The following is a 19,960-nucleotide window of genomic DNA, read 5'->3' on the forward strand; positions in this document are numbered from 1 at the left end:
GGTATGCAGTTGGCCGCGTCTATAAAAATAACGAAGCAAGGCTGGCTCACCCCTTTAGTGTTAGCGCTTCTACTACTCCTGCCGTGTATTGCCCAGGCTTCTCTGACTATCGGTGTCTTTGCCTACCGCGACGCAAGCGCTGTAGAGCAGGAGTTTGCCCCTGTGGCAGACGCTGTGAATAGCGCTTTTCCGGAGCGGACTGTCGAGCTTAGCGCTTTAAGCCTGGAGCAGTTAGAAGCCGCTATCGAGGCGGGAAACCTTGATTTTGTTCTCACCAATCCGCTGCACTTTTTAACGATACGCCACCAATACGATGTAAGTGGCGCTTTGGCAACACTCTCCCGTCCTTATGCAGGACATCGGCTTAATGCACTGGGTGGTGTCATCGTCACACATGCAAATCGTGATGCTCTTCAGCAGCTTGAAGACCTTGAAGGCTTAGTCATTGGCATGCCGGGTAAGCGTTTTTTAGGGGGTTACCTTACCCAAGCGTATGAAATCTATCAGCATGGATTTCGCCCTGAACGTTTTGCTGTTTATCGCGAACTAGGTAACCACGACGCCGTTATTCAAGCCTTGATAGATAAAGACATAGACGCGGGGTTTGTGAGAACCGGGACGCTCGAATTATGGCAGCAAGAGAGCAGGGAGGGTATTGATCAACTCAAGGTATTGAATGCCCAGCAGCATACTCACTTTCCTCTTGAGCACTCAACTCGCCTGTATCCCGAATGGTCATTTGCCGCGCTGCCCCGCGTCTCTGAAGAAGATAAACGAACGGTGAGCAGAGCATTACTTAATATGCCGCCCGATGCACCCTTAGGGTTTGTTGCCCCTATGGATTACTTGCGCCTTGAAGAGACGGCTAGGGCGTTGCAGGTGCCGCCTTATAACCCTGTCAATGCCCCGTTGTTGCTACGTTTGCAGCGTGAGCTTGGCAATTGGCTGTGGGTTTTCACCGTATTACTAAGTGGTTTGATTGTCTCTTTACTGCTGCTGGGCGTTCTGTATTGGCGGGGGCGTAAGCACTTGGTCAAAATTAAAGAGCAGCGCCAGGCACTTAATCATATTTTGTGGGGGACGGCGGCAGGCACCTGGGAGTGGAATGTTCAAACAGGCGAAACGCGTTTTAACGAACGCTGGGCAGAGATGGTTGGTTATCGCCTAGCTGAGCTTCAGCCCACGACCATTGATACGTGGATGACGTTTTGTCACCCAGATGATCTAGCTCGCTCTAATGCTGCCCTTCAAGACCACTTTGAGGGACGTGTAGACAGCTATAGCATGGAAGCGCGTATGCGCCATCGAGATGGGCATTGGGTTTGGGTGCATGACCGTGGCCGCATTGTAGAGCGAGATGAAGTAGGAGCACCGTTATGGATGGCGGGCACGCATACCGATATCACGTCTCGCAAAGAAGCAGAGGGAGAAGCCTTTGAGGTGACAGAGCAGCTCAAAAAGTTGGCAACCCTGCTGCCTGGTACCATCTACCAGTATCACCTTGCGCCCAGCGGCCATGCCTGCTTTCCCTACGCCAGCCCAGGCATTGAAGCTATTTATGGCGTAACTATTGAAGAAGCGGCAAGTGATATAACGCGTATATTTAATGCTATTCACCCGGATGACCGGGAGACCGTCGCAGAGAGTATTCGACAGTCAGCAGAGACATTGACTATTTGGCATGCTAACTACCGTGTTAACCATCCTAACGGCAAGCTGCTGTGGATAGACGGCATTGCCATGCCAGAGCGTTTAAGCGATGGCGGTACCATATGGCACGGTTACTTACGTGACATAACGGCTGCTTACTTACTGCAAAAGGAACGCGACGAATACCGAGAATCCTTAGAAAAATCAAACCAAGAGCTTGAGCATTTTGCTTACGCGGCATCGCATGATTTACGTCAGCCGCTGCGCATGGTGACCAGCTATGGGCAGCTGCTACAGCGCCACTTGGGGGACACCCTAGATGACGATGGCCGCACGATGCTGCATTACATGAGTGATGGTGCCAAGCGTATGGATGCCATGCTGCTCTCGCTACTTGAGTATTCCCGAGTGGGCCGTAAAGGGCAGCCTATGCAAATGATGTCTCTCAAGGCATCCCTTGATGAAGCGCTGCACTTTCTAAAACCTAGTATTGATGAAGCGCAGGCGCAGGTAACGGTTACTGGTGATTGGCCAGACGTCGTCGCTAGCCCGGATGAAATGACCCGGCTTTTTCAGAATCTGATAGGCAACGCATTAAAATATTGTGCAACCGACCAGGCAGTGACCATTGATATTGCCGTCATCGAACTCTCTGATCCAGCATGCTGGCAAATCAGTATCTGCGATAACGGTATTGGCATCGCGCCAGAGCACATTGAGCGCCTATTCAAAGTGTTTCAACGCCTGCATACCCGTGAAAAATATGAAGGCACTGGCGTAGGGCTAGCGGTTTGCCGCAAGATTATCGATCGTTATGACGGACGCATTTGGATAGAGTCTGAGGGTGAGGGGAAAGGCAGCTGTTGTATCTTTACACTACCCATAAGAAATGCCGCTCAAGGAGCCGATTAATGCGACACACACCGCGGTTTCTCGGCTACCTGCTGGTGTTGCAGCTATTATTGCCGATGTTCGCCTGGGCCACTCCAAGTTTTGATGAATATTTTGAACGTCACTCAGCGCCTATGTGGATGATTGACACCACGAGTGGGGACATTGTGCGCGCCAACGCCGCTGCTTATGAATTTTATGGCTACGATGATCTTGAGCAGCGCAATATACGTCAAATTAATCTGTTAACGCCGGCACAGATAGAAGAGGAAATTGCGCGCGCGAGTGAACGCTCTTCCAACCATTTGTTCATGCGCCATAGGCTTGCCAATGGCAACATCAAAGTAGTTGGTATTAATACCCAGCGGCACAATATCGATGGCCGCGAGGTATTAATATCGTCCATCTACGATACCAGCGAGTTCGAAAGCTCTGCTGAGCGGCACTATATCAAAAGCGTTGAGCAGCAGGTGGACCTGCAGACAGCCGCATTAATAGCCGCTGAACGTAGAACGAGATGGATAAGTTTAATCGCTACCTCTGCGCAGGCGTTGTTTATCGCATTGCTGCTTTTTATGATTTTCCGGCTACGTAAAGCAAAGAAAGATAATGAACAGTTAATTGATGCGCTTTCTCATCAGAATCGCGATTTGGAGCGGCTAGGTCATGCAATGGCCCACCACTTTCAAGAGCCAAGCCGACGCTTAATTAGTTTTTCTCAGCAATTAAAAAGGGAAGTTGTTGATGCTGCTTCTCCAGGCACGGCAATGGCCGTTCACTATATAAGTACCCAGTCTCAACGTTTAAGCGAGCTCGTGGCAGATGTACAGCGCTATTTAAGTCTGGGTACCGTACCGCCTGTATTTGAGCGGCTGGATACTCTGTCCATCCTGCAAGATGTCTATCAGATGGAACGTCTATTAGACCCCATGCGGTTAGAGTGCGAGCTGGAGATAGCTACACCGCTGCCCCGTGTTTATTTTGATAAGAAACAGCTAAGCCTTATTTTTAAAATATTACTGCACAATGCTTGGCAGTACCGCTGTAAAGATAGGCCGCTACGTGTGGTGGTGAGTGGGCTGAAGGTGGGTGACCGAGTACGTTTTCGGGTAGAGGATAATGGCCAGGGTGTTGCACCTGAATATCGTGAGCAAATCTTCGATATGTTTTCACGCCTAGTGCCTAATAACGAAGAGTACCCAGGTACAGGGATGGGGTTAGCACTGGTGGCCAAAGCACTTAGAAAGACCAACGGCCGTATAAGCATTGAAGATGGCCCCCAAGGGGGAGCCTGTTTTATATTTGATTTGCCATCGGCAGGGAGTGAAAAATGACGCGCGCGCAGTTTAAAGTATTGCTGGTGGAAGATGAACCCGCGGATGTGCACCTCACTAAAATGGCCTTCAATGAAGGTAAAGTACTGGTGGATGTGCATGACGTGGGAGATGGTGTTGAGGCGTTAGCATTTTTAAAGCAGGAAGCCCCCTATCAGAATGCGCCAAAGCCGGACTTAATTCTGCTCGATCTTAATATGCCGCGTATGGATGGCAAAACGTTCCTGAAAAAATTCAAAACCTTGGAAACACTTCGTCAAATACCGGTGGTTGTATTAACCACGTCGGAAGCAGAGTCCGATATTATTGACTCTTACGATCTTGGCGCTTCGGGCTTTATTGTCAAACCTGTTGATATAGATCAGTTTATTAACGCTATCCAGGCGCTAGAAGAGTACTGGTTGACGTTGGTAAGAAGGCCATCTTAAAAATGTGCGTGTTGTTTCTCTAACATGCGCCAGAACCTTCCTGTTAATCATCATTGTGAATGCTCGCGCGATATTACTGAGAGTATGACGAGTAAATTTATGGGGCATCTACGGCAGCATAATTTTATATGGTTAGCTTTATTAGGGCAGTCTTAAGTTGAGCGGGGTATCATCACGTTAGTTAGCTCGTTACGGAATGCGCTCACCTCAATGGTGAGTCCTGCGCTGGTGAAGCGTTTCTAATAATTTGTAATGAGTCGTATTTTCTAAGAGTATTAGATAAACGCTTCTATACAGATCATTGAGGGTGTGTAGTGAGTGTTGAGTGCTATTCGTGAATGCGGGCGAAAATGTTAATCCTGCTGATAAAAAAATAAGCGTAGAGGCTACGATGAGCACGACTAAGAATGCCCACGATTCGACAATGCCGTCGGTGTTGGGAAAGCACGATAGTGCTGATGACATGATTCACCGCATAGGCTATGTAACTCGCCTGCTGCGCGACAGTATGAAAGAGCTGGGGTTGGATCAGCAGATCTCTCAGGCAGCGCAGGCGATCCCTGATGCTAATGATCGGCTTAGCTATGTGGCGGCAATGACAGAGCAGGCCGCTGAGCGCGCTTTAAATGCTGTTGAACGAGCCCAGCCATTACAAGATGACCTTGAGAGTGCCGGCGATGCGCTGAGCCAGCGCTGGCAGAAAGCTGCCGCCGCGCTGGCCAAGGTGGACGGAGATGCGACGCTGATTGAAGATACCCAGCACTATCTAAGCCAGACGCTGCCGGATGCCACCGGCGCCACACAAAAAGAGCTGCTAGAAATCATGATGGCGCAAGATTTCCAAGATCTTACCGGCCAAGTGATCAAAAAGATGATGGAAGTCATCAAGCTTATCGAAGAGCAGCTGGTTCAGGTGCTGGTGGATAATGTCCCGAATGTAACCGATGGGGTTAAGGCAGAAGATAACCGTGACGAGCATGCCAAGCTGCGAAACGGACCGCAGGTCAGTCAAAACAAGACTGATGTAGTGGCGGGGCAAGATCAGGTTGATGACCTGCTGGATGAGCTAGGCTTTTAACCGACACCTAGCCCGGTGGCTAGGCGCGGTTAGCTGCTGTATTAATCTTCACTCTCTTCTTTTGCTGCCTGCTCTTTTTCCATGGCGCGCGCCATCGCCGGGCGTGCCGAATGGCGAGCGTGGTAAGCCACTAATGGCTCGGGTAACCGGTGCTTCATGCTAGCTGCCCAGCTTAGCGTATGGGTAAGAAATAGATCTGCCAGGGTAAACGTATCGCCGACAAGGGTTTCTTGGCCATCATAGCGGCGCTCAAGCGCGTGTAGTGCGCGCTGGAACTCCCACGCGGCGGTGGGTAAAACCGCGGGCACACGCCGTTCTTGGGGCAGGGCAAACTTATGCTTGGCCTGTAGCCACAGCGGCTGCTCAATTTCGGTAATGATAAAGCTCAGCCATTGATCTACCTGCGCACGCTCGGCAGCGCTGTTTGGCAGCAGGTTGCCGTCTCCATACTGTTCTGCGAGGTATCGGCAGATAGGCGCCGACTCGAACAGTATTAGCTCACCATCTTCAATCACGGGCACCTTGCCGTCGGGGTGTCGGACTAAGTGCGCAGTGGTTTGTCCCTCGCCTTTATCCAATGCGACATGCTGGCAGCGGTATTCCAGGCCGAGCTCTTCAAGTGTCCAGGTAACCCGCACCGAGCGAGAGTTCGGAAAGCTGTAGTTGGTTATCATGAGGCGGCTCCTGTGATGTGCAGCGGAAGACTCACTTTAGGCACTGTCGTGCACGCTTGTCATTACCTACTGCCCCCGGGCGCTACGAATACGTTCGTAGGCGTTACCAATCTCGCTGGTGCGGGCCTGGGCAACTTCGCGCATGCTGTCGGGAAGCCCTTTGCCAGCCAGTTTGTCTGGGTGGTTTTGGCTCATTAGGCGGCGGTAAGCCTTTTTGATCTCGGTATCGCTGGCATCTTCACTTACCCCCAACACTTGATACGCATCTTTAAGCGCTTCTTCGCTGGAGCCCTGGGAGTTGGCGGCTGCGCCGTGCAGCATTGCTTCAATTTGTTGAACTTCGGCTTCGCTGCAGCCAACACCGCGGGCCACCCGTAGAATCATTTCGTGCTCGGCGGGGTGGAGCACGCCGTCGGCAGCAATGGCGGTGAGCTGAACCTGCAAAAACACCTGACGTAAAATGGGCTGACGCTGGGTGAGGCGGTTGACGCTGGCCAGTTCTGCATCAAGATTGAAATTGTCGGCGCGACCGCGTTCAAAGGCGGCACGCGCTTTAGCGCGCTGTTCACCCTGGAGGTGCATCTGGTCGAACAGCTTTTCGGCTACGCCCAGCTCGCCATCCGTGACCTTGCCGTCGGCTTGGCACAGGCAGCCCATCACCGAAAAGATCGACTCTAGAAAGCCCTCTTGGATTTGCATTCGCGCGATGGTTAAGCGGCGTTTGATGCGCCGTCCCAGCCACCAGCCTAAAACACCCCCCGTGAGCAAGCCCCAAGAACCGCCAATGGCGAGGCCAATCAGGCCAAATAGAATAATTAGAAATAGCATTGCATTCTCAAATATTTAAACGTCAAAAAATCACGGCAGCCGGGCGCGGATCGCGTGTTCAATGCCCGCTGCATCTAGCCCGCAGTCGCGTAAAAGCTCGGCGGGGGTGCCGTGTTCAACAAAGGCGTCCGGCAGGCCTAAATTTAGCACCTCCACTTGAACGCCTTCGGCGTGGAGGAGTTCATTCACTGCACTGCCTGCGCCACCGGCAATCACGTTCTCTTCCAGGGTGACGAGCAGTTCGTGCTCATCGGCAGCATGTAGCACGGCGTCGCGGTCAAGCGGTTTAATTGAGCGCATATTAATGTGAGTGGCGTTGAGCGTTTCAGCCACGTCGGCGGCGGCGCTATTAACACTGCCAAACGCCAGCAGTGCGATACGCACTCCGTCGTTTGAGGCGTGGCGGCGCACCTCGGCCTTGCCGATGGCGAGGGGTTCCAGGTGCGTGGGAATATCGACGCCGGGGCCGCTTCCCCGCGGGTAGCGTACGGCAGCGGGGCCAGGGTGGTGATACGCGGCGCTAAGCAGGGCGCGGCATTCGGCCTCATCGGCGGGGGCTAAAATCACCATGCCCGGCACACAGCGTAAAAATGAAAGATCCATACTGCCGTGGTGCGTCGGCCCGTCTTCCCCCACCAGCCCTGCACGGTCAATCGCGAAGGTGACATCCAGGTTCTGTACGGCCACATCGTGAATCAATTGGTCGTAGCCGCGCTGTAAAAAGGTGGAGTAGATCGCCACTACCGGTTTCATGCCTTCGCAAGCCATACCTGCTGCCAAGGTGACCGCGTGCTGCTCTGCAATGGCGACATCAAAGTAGCGCTCAGGGTAGGCTTGGGAAAAGCGAATTAAATCTGAGCCTTCGCGCATGGCGGGAGTAATGCCCATCAGCCGCGGGTCGGCGGCGGCCATATCGTATAGCCAGTCACCAAAGACGTTACAGTATTTCTTCGAGCTCTGTTTTGGCGCTACCGGCTTTTTCACCAGCGATGCTTTGGCGATGTCGCTAGGTTTTTCCAGCTTAGTGATGGCGTGATAACCAATCTGGTCAGCTTCAGCGGGTAAGAAGCCTTTACCTTTGACGGTTTTAATATGCAGGAACTGCGGCCCATCTTCATCGCGCAGGTTGTGCAGCGTGCTGGTTAGCGCGTCCAAATCATGGCCATCGATGGGGCCGACGTAGTTAAAGCCCATCTCTTCAAATAGCGTGGCGGGGCTCACCATACCTTTCATGTGCTCTTCGGTGCGGCGGGCAAGCTCGAGGGCGCCGGGCAGGTGAGAAAGCACTTTTTTGCTCTCTTCGCGCATTTTGAGATAAGGCTTGCTGGACAGCACGCGGGCAAGGTACGTCGCGATGCCGCCGACGTTTTCAGAAATCGACATTTCGTTGTCGTTCAGCACCACCAGCAGGTTAGCGTTAACGTGACCGGCATGGGCCAGAGCTTCAAACGCCATGCCTGCGGTTAGCGCGCCGTCGCCAATAATCGCACACACCCTGCGTGGGTTGCCTTGCGCTTGGGCGGCCAGCGCCATGCCAAGGGCCGCGGAAATTGAGGTGCTGGAGTGGCCGACGCCAAAGGTGTCGTACTCTGACTCTGCCCGGTGGGGAAAGGCTGCAAGGCCGCCGTGCTGGCGAATACTGAGCATCGCGTCGCGGCGCCCCGTGAGAATCTTATGAGGGTAAGCTTGATGGCCCACGTCCCACACTAAGCGGTCTTTAGGGGTATGAAAAGCGTGGTGCAGCGCTACGCTAAGCTCCACGACGCCGAGGCCTGCGCCAAAGTGGCCGCCGGAAACGCCGACGCTATACAGCAGGTAAGCGCGCAGCTCATCTGCCAGCTGGGCAAGCTGCTTACTATTCATGGCACGCAGGGCGGCAGGGTGCTCAAAGGAGTCGAGCAGCGGTGTCGTCGGGCGCTCGCGGGGTATCTCGTCGAACAGCTTCATAGGCGGCATGCTTTCATGAGTATGGAGTTAAAAACATCGTTAAGAACATGGTTAAGAGCATCGTTTAGTGGTCGCGCTCGATCATATAGTGCGCCAGATCGGCCAGCGGTGCGGCACGCTCACCCAGGGGGGCGAGGGCGGCAATGGCCTCATCAATCAGCGCTTGTGCTTTGCGCTGTGCGCCCGCAAGCCCTAGCAGGCTAGGATAAGTGGGCTTGGCACGGGCGGCATCGGCACCGGATGCTTTACCCAGCGTGGCGGTATCACCCGTCACGTCCAGCACATCATCGTGAATCTGGAAGGCTAGACCAATGGCGCGGGCGTAGCGAATTAATGCGCTTAAGCGCGGGTCCTGTTCTTCAACGGCGACTAGCCCACCGAGACGTACCGCGGCCACAATGAGCGCGCCGGTTTTATGGCTGTGCATGTGCGCTAGCGCGTCGACATCCGGGTGGCCGCCCACAGCGGCAAGGTCCAGTGCTTGGCCTGCGACCATACCTTCTCGACCCGAAGCCACCGCCAGCGTAGTCACCATACTGCCAAGCCGGGGGTGCGGGCGGCGGGCGAGCACTTCAAACGCTAACGCTTGTAGCGCATCACCGGCCAGAATAGCGGTAGCTTCATCGAAGGCTTTATGTACCGTCGGTTGGCCGCGGCGCAAGTCGTCGTCGTCCATGGCGGGTAAATCGTCATGGATTAGCGAGTAAGCGTGAATCAGCTCAATCGCCGCCGCGGGGGCATCCAGGGCCTCATCATCAGCGCCCAGGGCCTGCCCTGCGAGATACACAAGCAGCGGGCGCAGGCGTTTGCCGCCTACCAGCAGGCCGTGGCGCATGGCGGCTTCCAGGCGCGGATCAACGGCGCGGTGGCTGTCGAATAGTGCGGCGAGGGTGGCGTCTACCCGGGCGTTGCTGGTTTGGCGCAGGGTGGTTAGCCGTGTTGGGTTAGCGGTTACCATGGTGGCGTCTCCTCGCTGTCGTCCCCATTGGTTTGGGCAGTGTCGTCCGGGGTGGCAGCAAAGGGGGCGACCGCTAAACGGCCGTCGCGGTCTTCGCTTAAGGCGCGCACCTTTAGCTCTGCGCTGTCGAGACGCTGCTGGGCGTCACGGGTTAGCCGGACGCCTTGCTCGAAAGCTGTCAGCGCATCTTCCAATGAGAGGTCGCCGGACTCAAGGCGTTCCACAAGGCTCTCTAACTGTGAGACCGTTGCGGCAAAATCTTGCGCGGGTGGTGTGTGTTCGCTCATTGGTTAATGCCTACTGGTTTACGGACGCCACAAACAGATAAAGGGCGGCAAGTGGGGCTGCGGTCGTGCTACCAAAACAAGCGCACAGTATACACCGAGGCAAGGGGGTGGCGTCTGCCCTCATCCGGACGGGCATTTTCCGACTTGCGCCCGGTTCATCTTGAAAGCGCACACTTTTCATCATTTCAAGGCGCCGGGAGCCCCGGGTGCTGTGCTACTATACGTGCCTCCCGTGAACCGATACACGGCGCATGCCGCCGACCATAGAGGTTGATTCAGCCATGGCCAAAACGTCCCTGGACAAGAGCAAGATCAAGATCCTGCTGCTCGAGGGCGTCCACCAAAGCGCGGTGGACAATTTTCACAACGCAGGCTACGAGAACATCGAGCTTCTGCCTACCTCGCTAGATGAAGAGGCGCTGATCGAGAAGATCCGCGACGTTCACTTCATCGGCATTCGCTCTCGCACTCAGTTAACCGAGCGGGTGTTCGCAGCGGCAGAGAAGCTGGTGAGCGTTGGCTGTTTCTGTATCGGTACCAACCAAGTTGACCTGGAAGCAGCGCTCAAACGCGGTATCGCCGTGTTCAATGCGCCTTACTCCAACACCCGTTCGGTGGCCGAGTTGGTGCTGGCAGAAGCGATTATGCTGCTGCGCGGTATTCCTGAGAAAAACGCCCGTGCCCACCAGGGTGGTTGGCTGAAATCAGCGAAAAACTCCCACGAAGCACGGGGTAAAACCCTGGGTATCGTGGGCTACGGCAGCATTGGTGCGCAGCTCTCTGTATTGGCCGAGTCGCTGGGCTTCAACGTCATTTTTTACGATGTCATCACCAAGCTGGGGATGGGTAACGCGAACCAAGTGGCCAGCCTTGAGCAACTGCTTGAACGTTCAGACGTGGTTAGCCTACACGTGCCCGACCTGCCTTCAACCCGCTGGATGATGGGCGCGAAAGAGATTGCGGCCATGAAAGATGGCGCCATCCTAATTAACGCAGCCCGTGGCAGCGTGGTGGAAATTGAGCCGCTGGCAGACGCTATTAAGGCCGGCAAACTTAACGGTGCCGCCATCGACGTTTTTCCGGTGGAGCCTAAAGGCAACGATGAAGAGTTCCAAAGCCCGCTGCGTGGCCTGGAAAATGTGATCCTGACGCCGCATATCGGTGGCTCTACCTTGGAAGCCCAGGAGAACATCGGTATTGAAGTGGCGGAGAAGCTGATCACTTATTCAGATAACGGCACCACGGTGACCTCGGTCAACTTCCCCGAAGTGGCGCTGCCAGCGCACCCGGACAAGCACCGCTTGCTGCACATTCACGATAACGTGCCCGGCGTACTTTCCCAGATTAACCGTGTGCTGTCTGAAAACGGCATCAATATCTCGGGTCAGTATCTGCAAACCAACGATAAAGTGGGCTACGTCGTCATCGACGTGGATAAAGCTTACGGCCCCCAGGCGCTGGAAGCTTTGAGAGAAGTCGAGCACACACTGAAAATTCGTGCTCTCTACTCGGCGCACAATAGTTAAGTAGCGCTTCTCACCAAAACGGCCCCTTAAGGGGCCGTTTTGCGTTCTACCACTCATCACGCAAGGTCAAACAGCAGCACTTCGCCCGCCTCTTTACAGGTCAGTGTTATTACCTCTTCGGGGGTGAACGCTGCCGCATCGCCGGTGGTCAGCGTTTCCCCGTTAACCTCTACCGCGCCTTTTACCACGTGTAGCCATGCGTAACGGGTAGCAGGTGGTGCCACCTGATCCCCAGGGCTAAGTAAACTCGCGTAGAGGTTAACGTCCTGATTGATACTCACCGACCCCTCGCGTCCTTCCTGGGAAACCACTAAACGCCACTGGCTCTGACGTTCAGAAACGGGAAAGTGTTTCTGTTCGTAGCTGGGCGTAATGCCGCGTTTAGCAGGCTGAATCCAAATCTGTAGAAAGTGCAGGCCATTCTCTTTGGAGTGATTGAACTCACTGTGCAGTACGCCGATGCCCGCCGACATGCGCTGCACGTCGCCTGGGCGGATGACCTCGCCATTGCCCATATTGTCACGATGTTCCATTTCCCCTTCCAATACATAGGAGAGAATTTCCATGTCCCGGTGGGGGTGGGCGCCAAAACCGTTACCAGGCGTTACCCGGTCTTCGTTGATAACCCTCAGCGCACGGAATCCCATATGGTTAGGGTCCATATAATTGGCGAACGAGAACGTATGGTAGGAGCGCAACCAGCCGTGATCGGCATAGCCCCGCTCGATTGAACGACGAATCTGCATGGGGTGCTCCCAAAGAGTGACTAACAGTGATGCTTACTATACGTCCGGTACGGGTTGGCGTGGGGTGAAGGTTTCTATACGGTAACATCGAATAAATCGACGATTGGGTGTTGTGGTTGCGTGTTGCATCTAGGTTTTGCTGAACTTTTTGCTCATTTTTCGTTAAAATGCGCGCCTCTTTTAACCCGGTCCGCCCTTTGCGAGGGCGACTACCAGGAGTTGTACCATGACGGCACCTACCCCTATCTCAACCTCAGCGCCGCCCATTGTGGTGGCTGCGCTATATAAATTTGTCACCCTGAATGACTTTGAAGCGCTGCGCGAGCCGCTGCACCAAACCATGGTCGAGAACGGCGTAAAAGGCACGCTGCTACTGGCCAAAGAGGGCATTAATGGCACTGTTGCCGGTACGCGCGAAGGCATCGATGCCCTGCTGTCATGGCTGACGGCCGACCCCCGCTTAAGCGATATCGACCACAAAGAGTCGTTTTGCGATGAGCCGCCGTTTTACCGCACCAAGGTGAAGCTGAAAAAAGAGATCGTCACCTTGGGCGTGCCTGGCATCGACCCCAACGACACCGTGGGTACTTACGTTGAGCCAGAAAACTGGAACGACGTGATCTCCGACCCGGAAGTACTGGTGATTGATACCCGCAACGATTACGAAGTGGCGATTGGCAGCTTTGAAGGTGCAGTTGACCCCAAAACCACCACGTTTCGCGAGTTCCCTGGGTACGTGCGCGAGCACTACAACCCGGAAAAGCACAAGAAAGTTGCCATGTTCTGCACCGGCGGTATCCGCTGCGAAAAAGCCTCCAGCTTCATGCTGAAAGAGGGTTTTGAAGAGGTCTACCACCTGAAAGGCGGCGTGCTGAACTACCTGGAAAAAGTGCCGGAAGCGCAATCCCTGTGGCGCGGCGAGTGCTTTGTGTTTGATAACCGCGTTACGGTTCGTCATGACCTCAGCGAAGGCGAGCACGAGCAGTGCCACGCCTGCCGGATGCCCATTTCTCTTGAAGATATGCAGTCGTCGGCCTATGAGCCGGGTATTAGCTGCCCCCACTGTATCGACTCGCTGCCTGAGAAAACCCGCGCCGCCGCCCGCGAGCGTCAGCGCCAAATTGAACTGGCAAAGGCGCGCGGTGAACCCCATCCACTGGGCTATGACCAGCGCCAGAACGGTCGCAAGAAGGAGCCTAAAGACGTAGTCGAAAAAGCGTAAACAGCGTGGCCTATTGTTTTGCAGAGGCCACTTTGGTCTTACTTTGCCCAATACCTCTCTAGGGAAGCGTTAGACTAGCAACAACCCATTGTCTAGGAGCTTCCCATGCCAACTCCCCCCACGACACCCCTGGCCGCGGATAATTTGCTTCAGCGTTCTGACCACCAGGGCGTTACCACGCTAACCCTTAACCAGCCTGAACGTTTTAATGCACTCTCTGAAGCAATGCTCTCGGCGCTGCAAAGCGCGTTAGACGACATCGCCCAGGATGAGCAGGTGCGCTGTGTGGTACTTGCCGCGAGTGGGAAAGCGTTTTGCGCGGGGCACGATTTAAAACAGATGCGCGCTAACCCTGATAAAGCCTACTACCAAGCGCTGTTTGCGCGCTGCGGCGCGGTGATGCAGGCAATTGTTAACCTGCCGGTGCCAGTGATTGCTAAAGTCCAGGGTATTGCCACAGCTGCCGGCTGCCAGCTCGTCGCCAGCTGCGATTTAGCGGTGGCGGCCAGCAGCGCGCGGTTTGCGGTGTCGGGCATTAACGTAGGGTTATTTTGCTCAACCCCTGCGGTAGCACTATCGCGTAATGTTGCCCGTAAGCGGGCCATGGAAATGCTGCTCACCGGAGAGTTTATCAGCGCGGCCCAGGCGGCCGAGTGGGGGCTAATCAACCGCGTCGCAGAGGACGATGCGCTAGACAGCGCGGTTGATGCTTTGACCGCAAGTATTTGCGCCAAAAGCGCGGTGGCGGTTCGCACTGGTAAAGCGATGTTTTCCCGTCAGCTAGCGATGCCGTTGGATGAAGCCTACGCCTTTGCTGGCGAAACCATGGCCTGCAATATGCAGGCAGAAGACGTTGGCGAAGGCATAGATGCCTTTATTGCCAAGCGCGCTCCCCAGTGGCGACACCGTTAGCGAAGCACCTGTCGGCATTGGTGGAATTTGTTTCCGTAAACGCGACAACGCCTATAAGGCGCGTTATCCTCACCCCCTTTACGCCAAGACGCCTTCAAGGGAGAACAGGGTGAGTGAAGTCAAGCGCAGGTCAGTCGGACGCCCGGCGGGAGCCACCAAAGCAAGCGGCGGGCACAGCCAATCGTTGGTACGTGGCCTCACGCTGCTTGAGTATTTATCAGCAAGCCCACTAGGGCTAGCCCTTTCAGAACTGGCGGAAATGGCCGACCTTGCGCCCTCTACCACCCACCGTTTGCTGCAAGCGCTGCAGAGCCAAGGCTTTGTGACCCAAGAGAGCGAGCAGGGGCTATGGCGAATCGATGTGAAAACGTTCCGCATTGGTAACAGCTTTTTGGAAGCTCGGGACGTGGTCGCCAAAAGCCGCCCTTTTTTACGCCGCTTAACCGCAGAGACCGGCGAAACTGCCAACCTGGGCATCCGAGATGGCGCAACGGCTGTGTTTTTGGCCCAGCATGAGTCACCTCAAATGATGCGCATGATTACGCGCTTGGGCTCCCGCGCCCCGCTTCACGCGTCGGGCGTGGGTAAAGCGCTGTTAGCCTGGATGAGCGAGGAGGAGCGCGCCGAACTGCTGAAAGGCTACGAGCTTGGCCGGGTCACCGAAAACACCCTCTACCAAACCGACACCCTGTTAACAGAAATGGCCGCCATTCGCGCCCAGGGGTTTGCCTGCGATCGCGAAGAGCATGCCATCGGCCTGCACTGCGTCGCTGCTTGTATTTATGATGAGCATAGAACGCCGCTGGCGGCGATTTCGGTGTCTGGGCCAATGGCGCGCATTCCTGAAGAGCGCTTGTTAGCGCTGGGTGCACTGGTGCGCAAAATCGCCGACGAGATCACGCTACAGTTAGGCGGTCATCTGCCCCGTTGTTAAGGTGTAACGCCTGATGTTTAGCTTGTTTTGGGTGGCGTTGGCTAGCGCTACGTTGCTACCCGGTGGCTCTGAGGTGTGGTTAGCCCGGTTATGGTGTCTGGGAGAGCCCGCACTGGGCCTGTGGATAGTCGCCACCACCGGCAATACCCTTGGTAGCCTGATTAACGTAGCGATGGGGCGCTATGCTCGAAAATTTCAACATCGCCGCTGGTTCCCCGCGTCTCCCGCTAGCCTCGCGCGGGCTGAGCGCTGGTATCACCGCTTTGGTGAGTACAGCCTACTGATTTCCTGGGCGCCGATTATTGGCGACCCATTAACGGTGCTGGCGGGTGTTTTCAAACTGCCCTGGTGGCGAGCTCTGCTATGGATCGTACTTGCTAAAGGTGCACGCTATGCCTTAGTGCTTGCCCTGGCTCATCAATGGTTAGCACCGCTCTGCAGCTGATGCCTGGCAAAACACTATCCGTTAAGAGAGGCCGTTAATGCCGCAATGCGCGTGCTAAGCGCCGCTGCCCCTTCAACGAACGTGATAACCCCATGTTACCCTAGGCTATCTCTATACAAGCTGTGCCTCCCTGCTGGGTGCGCTATGATTTGTATACAGCGATTCAATCGTAGATTGTTGAAAACTACTCACCCGAAGGGAGGTTAAGGTGTGACGCCACTACGTTTACTACCCTGGCTAAGCGTCTTGATGTTAGCGCTGTTTGCCTTACTGGCAACGCCCGCGTTGGCGCAAACGACGTTAACGGCAGAAGAGCAAGAGGTCACCCAAACAGCGCAGGAAGCGCCCACCTACGCCGCGCTTGCTGATTTGCTTGAGGATGAGCAGGGGCGACAAGAGCTGATAGAGCTGCTGCGCAATCAAGCCTCAACGCTTCCCGCAGGATTAGCCAACGAGCTGTCGCCGGAAGCGGCCGCACAGGGCGGCGAGGCGGCCCCTGAAAATGTATCGCTACCGCGTCAGTTAGCTGAGCTAACCAGCGGGGTAGTCACGGATATTGGCAGGCAACTGGAGCAGGCGTTTACGATGGTAAGCGGCCTGTTTACGGGGCAAGGGGCCGGTACCTTTGATACAGCGGGCTTCATCAACGCGGCGATAAATTTGGGGATTGTGATTGTCGCTACCTTTGCGATGTTTATAGTCTTCCGTCGCCTTGCGAAGCCTCTTTTCACAAAAATTAGTGCTTGGTCGCAACTGGGCAGCGGGCTAACCCCTGTTCTTAGGCTGGTGGTATGCGTTGCTATTGCCGCGGTCATCGATGTGTTACTGGTCGCCCTGGCCTATGTAGGCGGTAACCTGCTAGCGACCTTTGCGGTGGGCGAAACCGGCGAGCTCTCTACCCGCGCGTCACTCTTTTTAAATGCCTTCCTGATTATTGAGCTGCTTAAAGCGGCCGTGCGGATGCTGTTCTCTTCGCGCTATGAAGGACTGCGCCTGCTACCTATTTCAGCTACAGAAGCGTCGTATTGGAACCGTTGGTTAGCGCGCCTGATTGGTATGGTCGGGTACGGCTTAATGGTAGTGGTGCCCCTGGTCAACTTCTACTTGGCAGCTGCGCTTGGGCAGTTGTTAGGCACCGTCATTATGGTGCTGGCGTTTATTTACGCGGTGGGCGTGGTGCTTAAAAACCGCCTTCGCCTGCGGGATAACCTGAATGACATGGCGGCGCGCTCAACGTTAACCGCTAGCCGTGTCTCGCTGCAGCTGTTCGCCCGTACCTGGCACCTGTTTGCGCTGCTCTATTTCTTGATTGTCTTTGTACTTACGCTAGTACGCCCCGGAGATGCCCTGCCGTTTGTGCTTTTTGCGACGCTGAAAACGCTGGCTGCCGTGGTCATTGGCATTCTGCTCTCGTCGTTCTTGAGCCAAACCATTGGCCGTCGTATTCAACTTTCCGATGATCTACGCCGTAAATTGCCGCTACTAGAAGCACGTTTAAACAGCTACGTGCCTAATGCGCTGCGTGTGCTGCGTACCATTATTTTGATCGCGGTCATCATGGTAGTGCTGGATGCTTGGGGCGCCTTTGACCTGAGGGCTTGGTACGCTTCTGAACGTGGTGCCAATCTGGTGGGCAACCTGTTCGGCGTTGCCATCATTCTAATTGTGGCGCTTGGCGTGTGGCTGGGACTCGCAAGCCTGATCGAGCATAAACTCAACCCGGAAACGGGCCATGGGGAGCCTTCGCCGCGCGCTAAAACCCTATTGAGCTTGTTCCGTAATGCCCTTGCTATCGCCATGGTGACCATTACTGGCATGATCGTACTGTCGGAAATCGGCATTAATATCGGCCCGCTGATTGCTGGTGCCGGTGTGCTGGGTCTAGCGATTGGTTTTGGTGCACAGAAGCTGGTTCAGGATGTCATCACTGGCGTCTTTATTCAGGTTGAAAATGCCATGAATACTGGCGATGTGGTGACCCTGGGCGGCATTACGGGAACGGCAGAGCGGCTCAGTATTCGCTCTGTGGGTATTCGCGACCTTAACGGTACTTACCACATCGTACCGTTCTCAAGTGTCGATACCGTTTCCAACTACATGCGTGATTTTGGCTACCATGTGGGTGAATACGGTATTGCCTATCGTGAAAGCATTGACGATGCCATCGTTCAGCTACGTAATGCGTTTGACGAGCTGTCTGCCAGTGAAGAGCATAAGATGAATATCTTGGCGCCGCTTGAAGTCGCCGGGGTAACCAGCCTTGGGGATAGCGCGGTTAACATACGCGTGCGTATTAAAACCATCCCAGGCATGCAGTGGGCCATTGGGCGAGCGTATAACCGCTTAGTGAAAATCCACTTTGATAATGTGGGTATTGAGATTCCGTTCCCGCATACCACGCTCTACTTTGGCGTGGGTAAAGAGGGTGAAGCGCCGCCGGCCAACCTGCGTATCATGCGGCAGGACTTTGATATTGATGGCCGTCCCGGTGGTCAGCCGCGCACAGGCGATGCGAGTCGCCTGAGCGAAGATGACCCGCGCTCCAAGTCAAATCCTGAATTTAAAGGAGACTTTGACGAGGATTAGACCCCACATCCCGGCGAAGTAGTCGGGATGGTGATAGCGTACAGCGGGGCCGCCTTTGGGCGGCCCCGCTGCGTTTGAGGCAGTGCATAAAGGCGTGAAGGAGGGCTACACAGGGTAGTTTTCTGAGTGCTGCCCTTCCAGGTTGTTTGACTCACCGCCATCTACGAACAGGACTTGCCCGGTCACGAAGTTGTTATCCAGTAAGTAGTACATAGCTTGTACAAGATGGCTGGGGTCACCCTGCTGTTTAAGCGGAATGCCTTCTATACGCCATTGAATATAGTCGCTGGTGCGTTGGGACGCAGGGAGTACCACGCCGGGCGCAATACCGTTAATACGCAGGCGTGGGGAAAATTCCAGTGCCGCCATGCGCGTCATGTCGGCAAGGCTCTTTTTCGACAGTAAATAGGCCGCGTAAGGGTACTGGTGGTAGGCCACTTTATTATCAATGATGTTGATGACCTGACCGTTCTCTACGGCCTCTGCAAAGTGGCGCGTGAGGAGCAGCGGCGTAAACAGATTGACCCGAAACTGCGTTTCCAGCATCGCCATGTTGGTGCTAGCAATAGGCGCCGGTTCATACGCAGAAGCACTATTTATCAGCACATTCAGGCCTGGAAAGCGCTGCTTGGCAGTGGCTACCAGCTCTTCAAGCGCGTCGCTTAAGAAGTTGCACGGCAGTATTTCGCACGCTTGGCCTTTTTGGCGAATGCCTTTGGCAACCTCTTCGGCCTCCCCCCGTGAGCTATTGACGTGCAACGCAATATCATAGCCCTTTTCCGCCAGGGCTTCGGCGAAGTGGCGCCCCAAGCGGGTGGCGCCTCCGGTCACTAATGCAGCGGGTGTATGCATAGCAGCTCCTCAGTCTTGAAGAATGTCAACGACAGCCATGACTCTCTGCGTGTACTCAGCGTTTGTCAATAAATTGTACAGGGGTTGAACAAAATATAAGCCGAGCTACTCTAGTGAGGCGCCTATTTAATGACGGCTTTCGCTATTACGTTCGCGACTGCCTGCTTTTGTGACTGCCTTTATCATGCCTTTGAGGCTGGAGTGCTGCTATGCCATCAACGTCGTCACATGCAACTTTGGGTACTGCCTACCATGAATGCGTAATCTCGTTAGGCAGCAATATTCAGCCCGACCAGCACTACACACAAGCGCTCGCCATTTTGGGCCAAGAGTGCGAGCTGGTAGCCAACTCCCAGGCGATTCGTACCTCGCCCGTGGGGTTTCAGCAGCAGCCTGATTTTCTTAACGCGGCGTTACTGGTGCGCACTTCCTTTGATTACACCGCCTTTCGTGCCTATTTAAAAGAGGTTGAAGAGCGTTTGGGCCGCATCCGCGGGCCGATTAAATCCGGTCCGAGAACGATGGATTTAGACATCGTCGCGTGGGATGGCGAGGTAGTGGACACGGCTTATTATCACCACGACTACGTGCGTGGCCCCGTCGATGAGCTATTAGCCGCCACTGGGCGCTCGATTACGCCCTCGGCCAGCATGCAATAACGC

The 19,960-nt window shown here is 54.9% G+C and carries 18 protein-coding genes; 11 read left to right on the plus strand and 7 right to left on the minus strand.

Annotated elements, in window-relative coordinates; genetic code table 11:
- Positions 1-3 precede the first annotated feature (3 nt).
- From BB497_04750 to BB497_04765, 4 genes are all read left to right on the plus strand, one after another.
- Positions 4-2,562 carry a hypothetical protein gene (locus BB497_04750; GenBank protein ID AVI62059.1) on the plus strand — a complete coding sequence of 853 codons (2,559 nt, stop codon included), beginning with the start codon at positions 4-6 and terminating at the stop codon, positions 2,560-2,562.
- Positions 2,562-3,875 carry a hypothetical protein gene (locus BB497_04755; GenBank protein ID AVI62060.1) on the plus strand — a complete coding sequence of 438 codons (1,314 nt, stop codon included), beginning with the start codon at positions 2,562-2,564 and terminating at the stop codon, positions 3,873-3,875. Before BB497_04750 ends, BB497_04755 begins: the two co-directional genes overlap by 1 nt.
- Positions 3,872-4,303, plus strand: a complete 432-nt coding sequence (locus BB497_04760; GenBank protein ID AVI62061.1) for a two-component system response regulator — start codon at positions 3,872-3,874, stop codon at positions 4,301-4,303. The genes BB497_04755 and BB497_04760 overlap by 4 nt, the downstream gene beginning before the upstream one ends.
- A gap of 391 nt (positions 4,304-4,694) precedes the next feature.
- Positions 4,695-5,381 carry a protein phosphatase CheZ gene (locus BB497_04765; GenBank protein AVI64262.1) on the plus strand — a complete coding sequence of 229 codons (687 nt, stop codon included), beginning with the start codon at positions 4,695-4,697 and terminating at the stop codon, positions 5,379-5,381.
- Positions 5,382-5,422: 41 nt separating this feature from the next.
- Here BB497_04765 and BB497_04770 read toward each other — a convergent pair whose 3' ends face one another.
- From BB497_04770 to BB497_04790, 5 genes are all read right to left on the minus strand, one after another.
- Entirely contained in the window at positions 5,423-6,055 is a 633-nt protein-coding gene (locus BB497_04770) for a glutathione S-transferase (GenBank protein AVI62062.1), read from the minus strand.
- 66 nt (positions 6,056-6,121) lie between these two features.
- On the minus strand, positions 6,122-6,883 hold the full coding sequence (locus BB497_04775) for a molecular chaperone DjlA (protein ID AVI62063.1): 762 nt from the start codon (positions 6,881-6,883) through the stop codon (positions 6,122-6,124).
- Positions 6,884-6,913: 30 nt separating this feature from the next.
- Entirely contained in the window at positions 6,914-8,839 is a 1,926-nt protein-coding gene (locus BB497_04780) for a 1-deoxy-D-xylulose-5-phosphate synthase (GenBank protein AVI62064.1), read from the minus strand.
- Positions 8,840-8,894: 55 nt separating this feature from the next.
- Positions 8,895-9,788, minus strand: coding sequence for a geranyl transferase (locus BB497_04785; protein ID AVI62065.1), 894 nt, complete (start codon positions 9,786-9,788; stop codon positions 8,895-8,897).
- Complete coding sequence (locus BB497_04790) at positions 9,782-10,075, minus strand: exodeoxyribonuclease VII small subunit (GenBank protein AVI62066.1); 294 nt, start codon at positions 10,073-10,075, stop codon at positions 9,782-9,784. The genes BB497_04785 and BB497_04790 overlap by 7 nt, the downstream gene beginning before the upstream one ends.
- Before the next feature lie 281 nt (positions 10,076-10,356).
- Here BB497_04790 and BB497_04795 point away from each other — a divergent pair, with 281 nt between their 5' ends.
- A complete protein-coding gene (locus BB497_04795; GenBank protein AVI62067.1) occupies positions 10,357-11,601 on the plus strand; it encodes a D-3-phosphoglycerate dehydrogenase in 1,245 nt (414 codons plus the stop codon).
- Between the two features lie 56 nt (positions 11,602-11,657).
- Here BB497_04795 and BB497_04800 read toward each other — a convergent pair whose 3' ends face one another.
- Complete coding sequence (locus BB497_04800) at positions 11,658-12,347, minus strand: quercetin 2,3-dioxygenase (GenBank protein AVI62068.1); 690 nt, start codon at positions 12,345-12,347, stop codon at positions 11,658-11,660.
- A 226-nt stretch (positions 12,348-12,573) separates the two neighbouring features.
- Here BB497_04800 and BB497_04805 point away from each other — a divergent pair, with 226 nt between their 5' ends.
- The 5 genes from BB497_04805 to BB497_04825 all read left to right on the plus strand — a co-directional run bounded on the left by BB497_04805 (position 12,574) and on the right by BB497_04825 (position 18,446).
- Complete coding sequence (locus BB497_04805) at positions 12,574-13,569, plus strand: hypothetical protein (protein ID AVI62069.1); 996 nt, start codon at positions 12,574-12,576, stop codon at positions 13,567-13,569.
- Between the two features lie 105 nt (positions 13,570-13,674).
- Positions 13,675-14,481 carry an enoyl-CoA hydratase gene (locus tag BB497_04810; protein ID AVI62070.1) on the plus strand — a complete coding sequence of 269 codons (807 nt, stop codon included), beginning with the start codon at positions 13,675-13,677 and terminating at the stop codon, positions 14,479-14,481.
- A 109-nt stretch (positions 14,482-14,590) separates the two neighbouring features.
- Positions 14,591-15,415, plus strand: coding sequence for a transcriptional repressor IclR (locus tag BB497_04815; GenBank protein AVI62071.1), 825 nt, complete (start codon positions 14,591-14,593; stop codon positions 15,413-15,415).
- Positions 15,416-15,428: 13 nt separating this feature from the next.
- Entirely contained in the window at positions 15,429-15,860 is a 432-nt protein-coding gene (locus BB497_04820; GenBank protein AVI62072.1) for a hypothetical protein, read from the plus strand.
- A 210-nt stretch (positions 15,861-16,070) separates the two neighbouring features.
- Complete coding sequence (locus BB497_04825; GenBank protein AVI62073.1) at positions 16,071-18,446, plus strand: mechanosensitive ion channel protein MscS; 2,376 nt, start codon at positions 16,071-16,073, stop codon at positions 18,444-18,446.
- A 105-nt stretch (positions 18,447-18,551) separates the two neighbouring features.
- On the opposite strand, the gene BB497_04830 is transcribed toward BB497_04825, so the two are convergent.
- Positions 18,552-19,298 carry a short-chain dehydrogenase gene (locus tag BB497_04830; GenBank protein AVI62074.1) on the minus strand — a complete coding sequence of 249 codons (747 nt, stop codon included), beginning with the start codon at positions 19,296-19,298 and terminating at the stop codon, positions 18,552-18,554.
- A 209-nt stretch (positions 19,299-19,507) separates the two neighbouring features.
- On the opposite strand from BB497_04830, the gene BB497_04835 reads away from it, so the two are divergent.
- Positions 19,508-19,957 (plus strand): 2-amino-4-hydroxy-6-hydroxymethyldihydropteridine diphosphokinase, encoded by a 450-nt coding sequence (locus tag BB497_04835; GenBank protein AVI62075.1) that lies wholly within the window; start codon positions 19,508-19,510, stop codon positions 19,955-19,957.
- Positions 19,958-19,960: the final 3 nt, after the last annotated feature.

Origin of the sequence: Halomonas sp. GFAJ-1 (assembly GCA_002966495.1) — a bacterium.
In the GTDB taxonomy this organism is placed as follows: domain Bacteria; phylum Pseudomonadota; class Gammaproteobacteria; order Pseudomonadales; family Halomonadaceae; genus Vreelandella.

Excerpts from the sequence above, each read along its gene's own strand:
- BB497_04800 (AVI62068.1), bottom strand. The coding sequence starts at position 12,347 with ATGCAGATTCGTCGTTCAATCGAGCGGGGCTATGCCGATCACGGCTGG.
- BB497_04780 (AVI62064.1), bottom strand. The coding sequence starts at position 8,839 with ATGCCGCCTATGAAGCTGTTCGACGAGATACCCCGCGAGCGCCCGACG.
- BB497_04810 (AVI62070.1), top strand. The coding sequence starts at position 13,675 with ATGCCAACTCCCCCCACGACACCCCTGGCCGCGGATAATTTGCTTCAG.
- BB497_04835 (AVI62075.1), top strand. The coding sequence starts at position 19,508 with ATGCCATCAACGTCGTCACATGCAACTTTGGGTACTGCCTACCATGAA.
- BB497_04805 (AVI62069.1), top strand. The coding sequence starts at position 12,574 with ATGACGGCACCTACCCCTATCTCAACCTCAGCGCCGCCCATTGTGGTG.
- BB497_04790 (AVI62066.1), bottom strand. The coding sequence starts at position 10,075 with ATGAGCGAACACACACCACCCGCGCAAGATTTTGCCGCAACGGTCTCA.
- BB497_04765 (AVI64262.1), top strand. The coding sequence starts at position 4,695 with ATGAGCACGACTAAGAATGCCCACGATTCGACAATGCCGTCGGTGTTG.
- BB497_04785 (AVI62065.1), bottom strand. The coding sequence starts at position 9,788 with ATGGTAACCGCTAACCCAACACGGCTAACCACCCTGCGCCAAACCAGC.
- BB497_04750 (AVI62059.1), top strand. The coding sequence starts at position 4 with ATGCAGTTGGCCGCGTCTATAAAAATAACGAAGCAAGGCTGGCTCACC.
- BB497_04770 (AVI62062.1), bottom strand. The coding sequence starts at position 6,055 with ATGATAACCAACTACAGCTTTCCGAACTCTCGCTCGGTGCGGGTTACC.
- BB497_04820 (AVI62072.1), top strand. The coding sequence starts at position 15,429 with ATGTTTAGCTTGTTTTGGGTGGCGTTGGCTAGCGCTACGTTGCTACCC.
- BB497_04755 (AVI62060.1), top strand. The coding sequence starts at position 2,562 with ATGCGACACACACCGCGGTTTCTCGGCTACCTGCTGGTGTTGCAGCTA.
- BB497_04760 (AVI62061.1), top strand. The coding sequence starts at position 3,872 with ATGACGCGCGCGCAGTTTAAAGTATTGCTGGTGGAAGATGAACCCGCG.
- BB497_04775 (AVI62063.1), bottom strand. The coding sequence starts at position 6,883 with ATGCTATTTCTAATTATTCTATTTGGCCTGATTGGCCTCGCCATTGGC.
- BB497_04795 (AVI62067.1), top strand. The coding sequence starts at position 10,357 with ATGGCCAAAACGTCCCTGGACAAGAGCAAGATCAAGATCCTGCTGCTC.
- BB497_04830 (AVI62074.1), bottom strand. The coding sequence starts at position 19,298 with ATGCATACACCCGCTGCATTAGTGACCGGAGGCGCCACCCGCTTGGGG.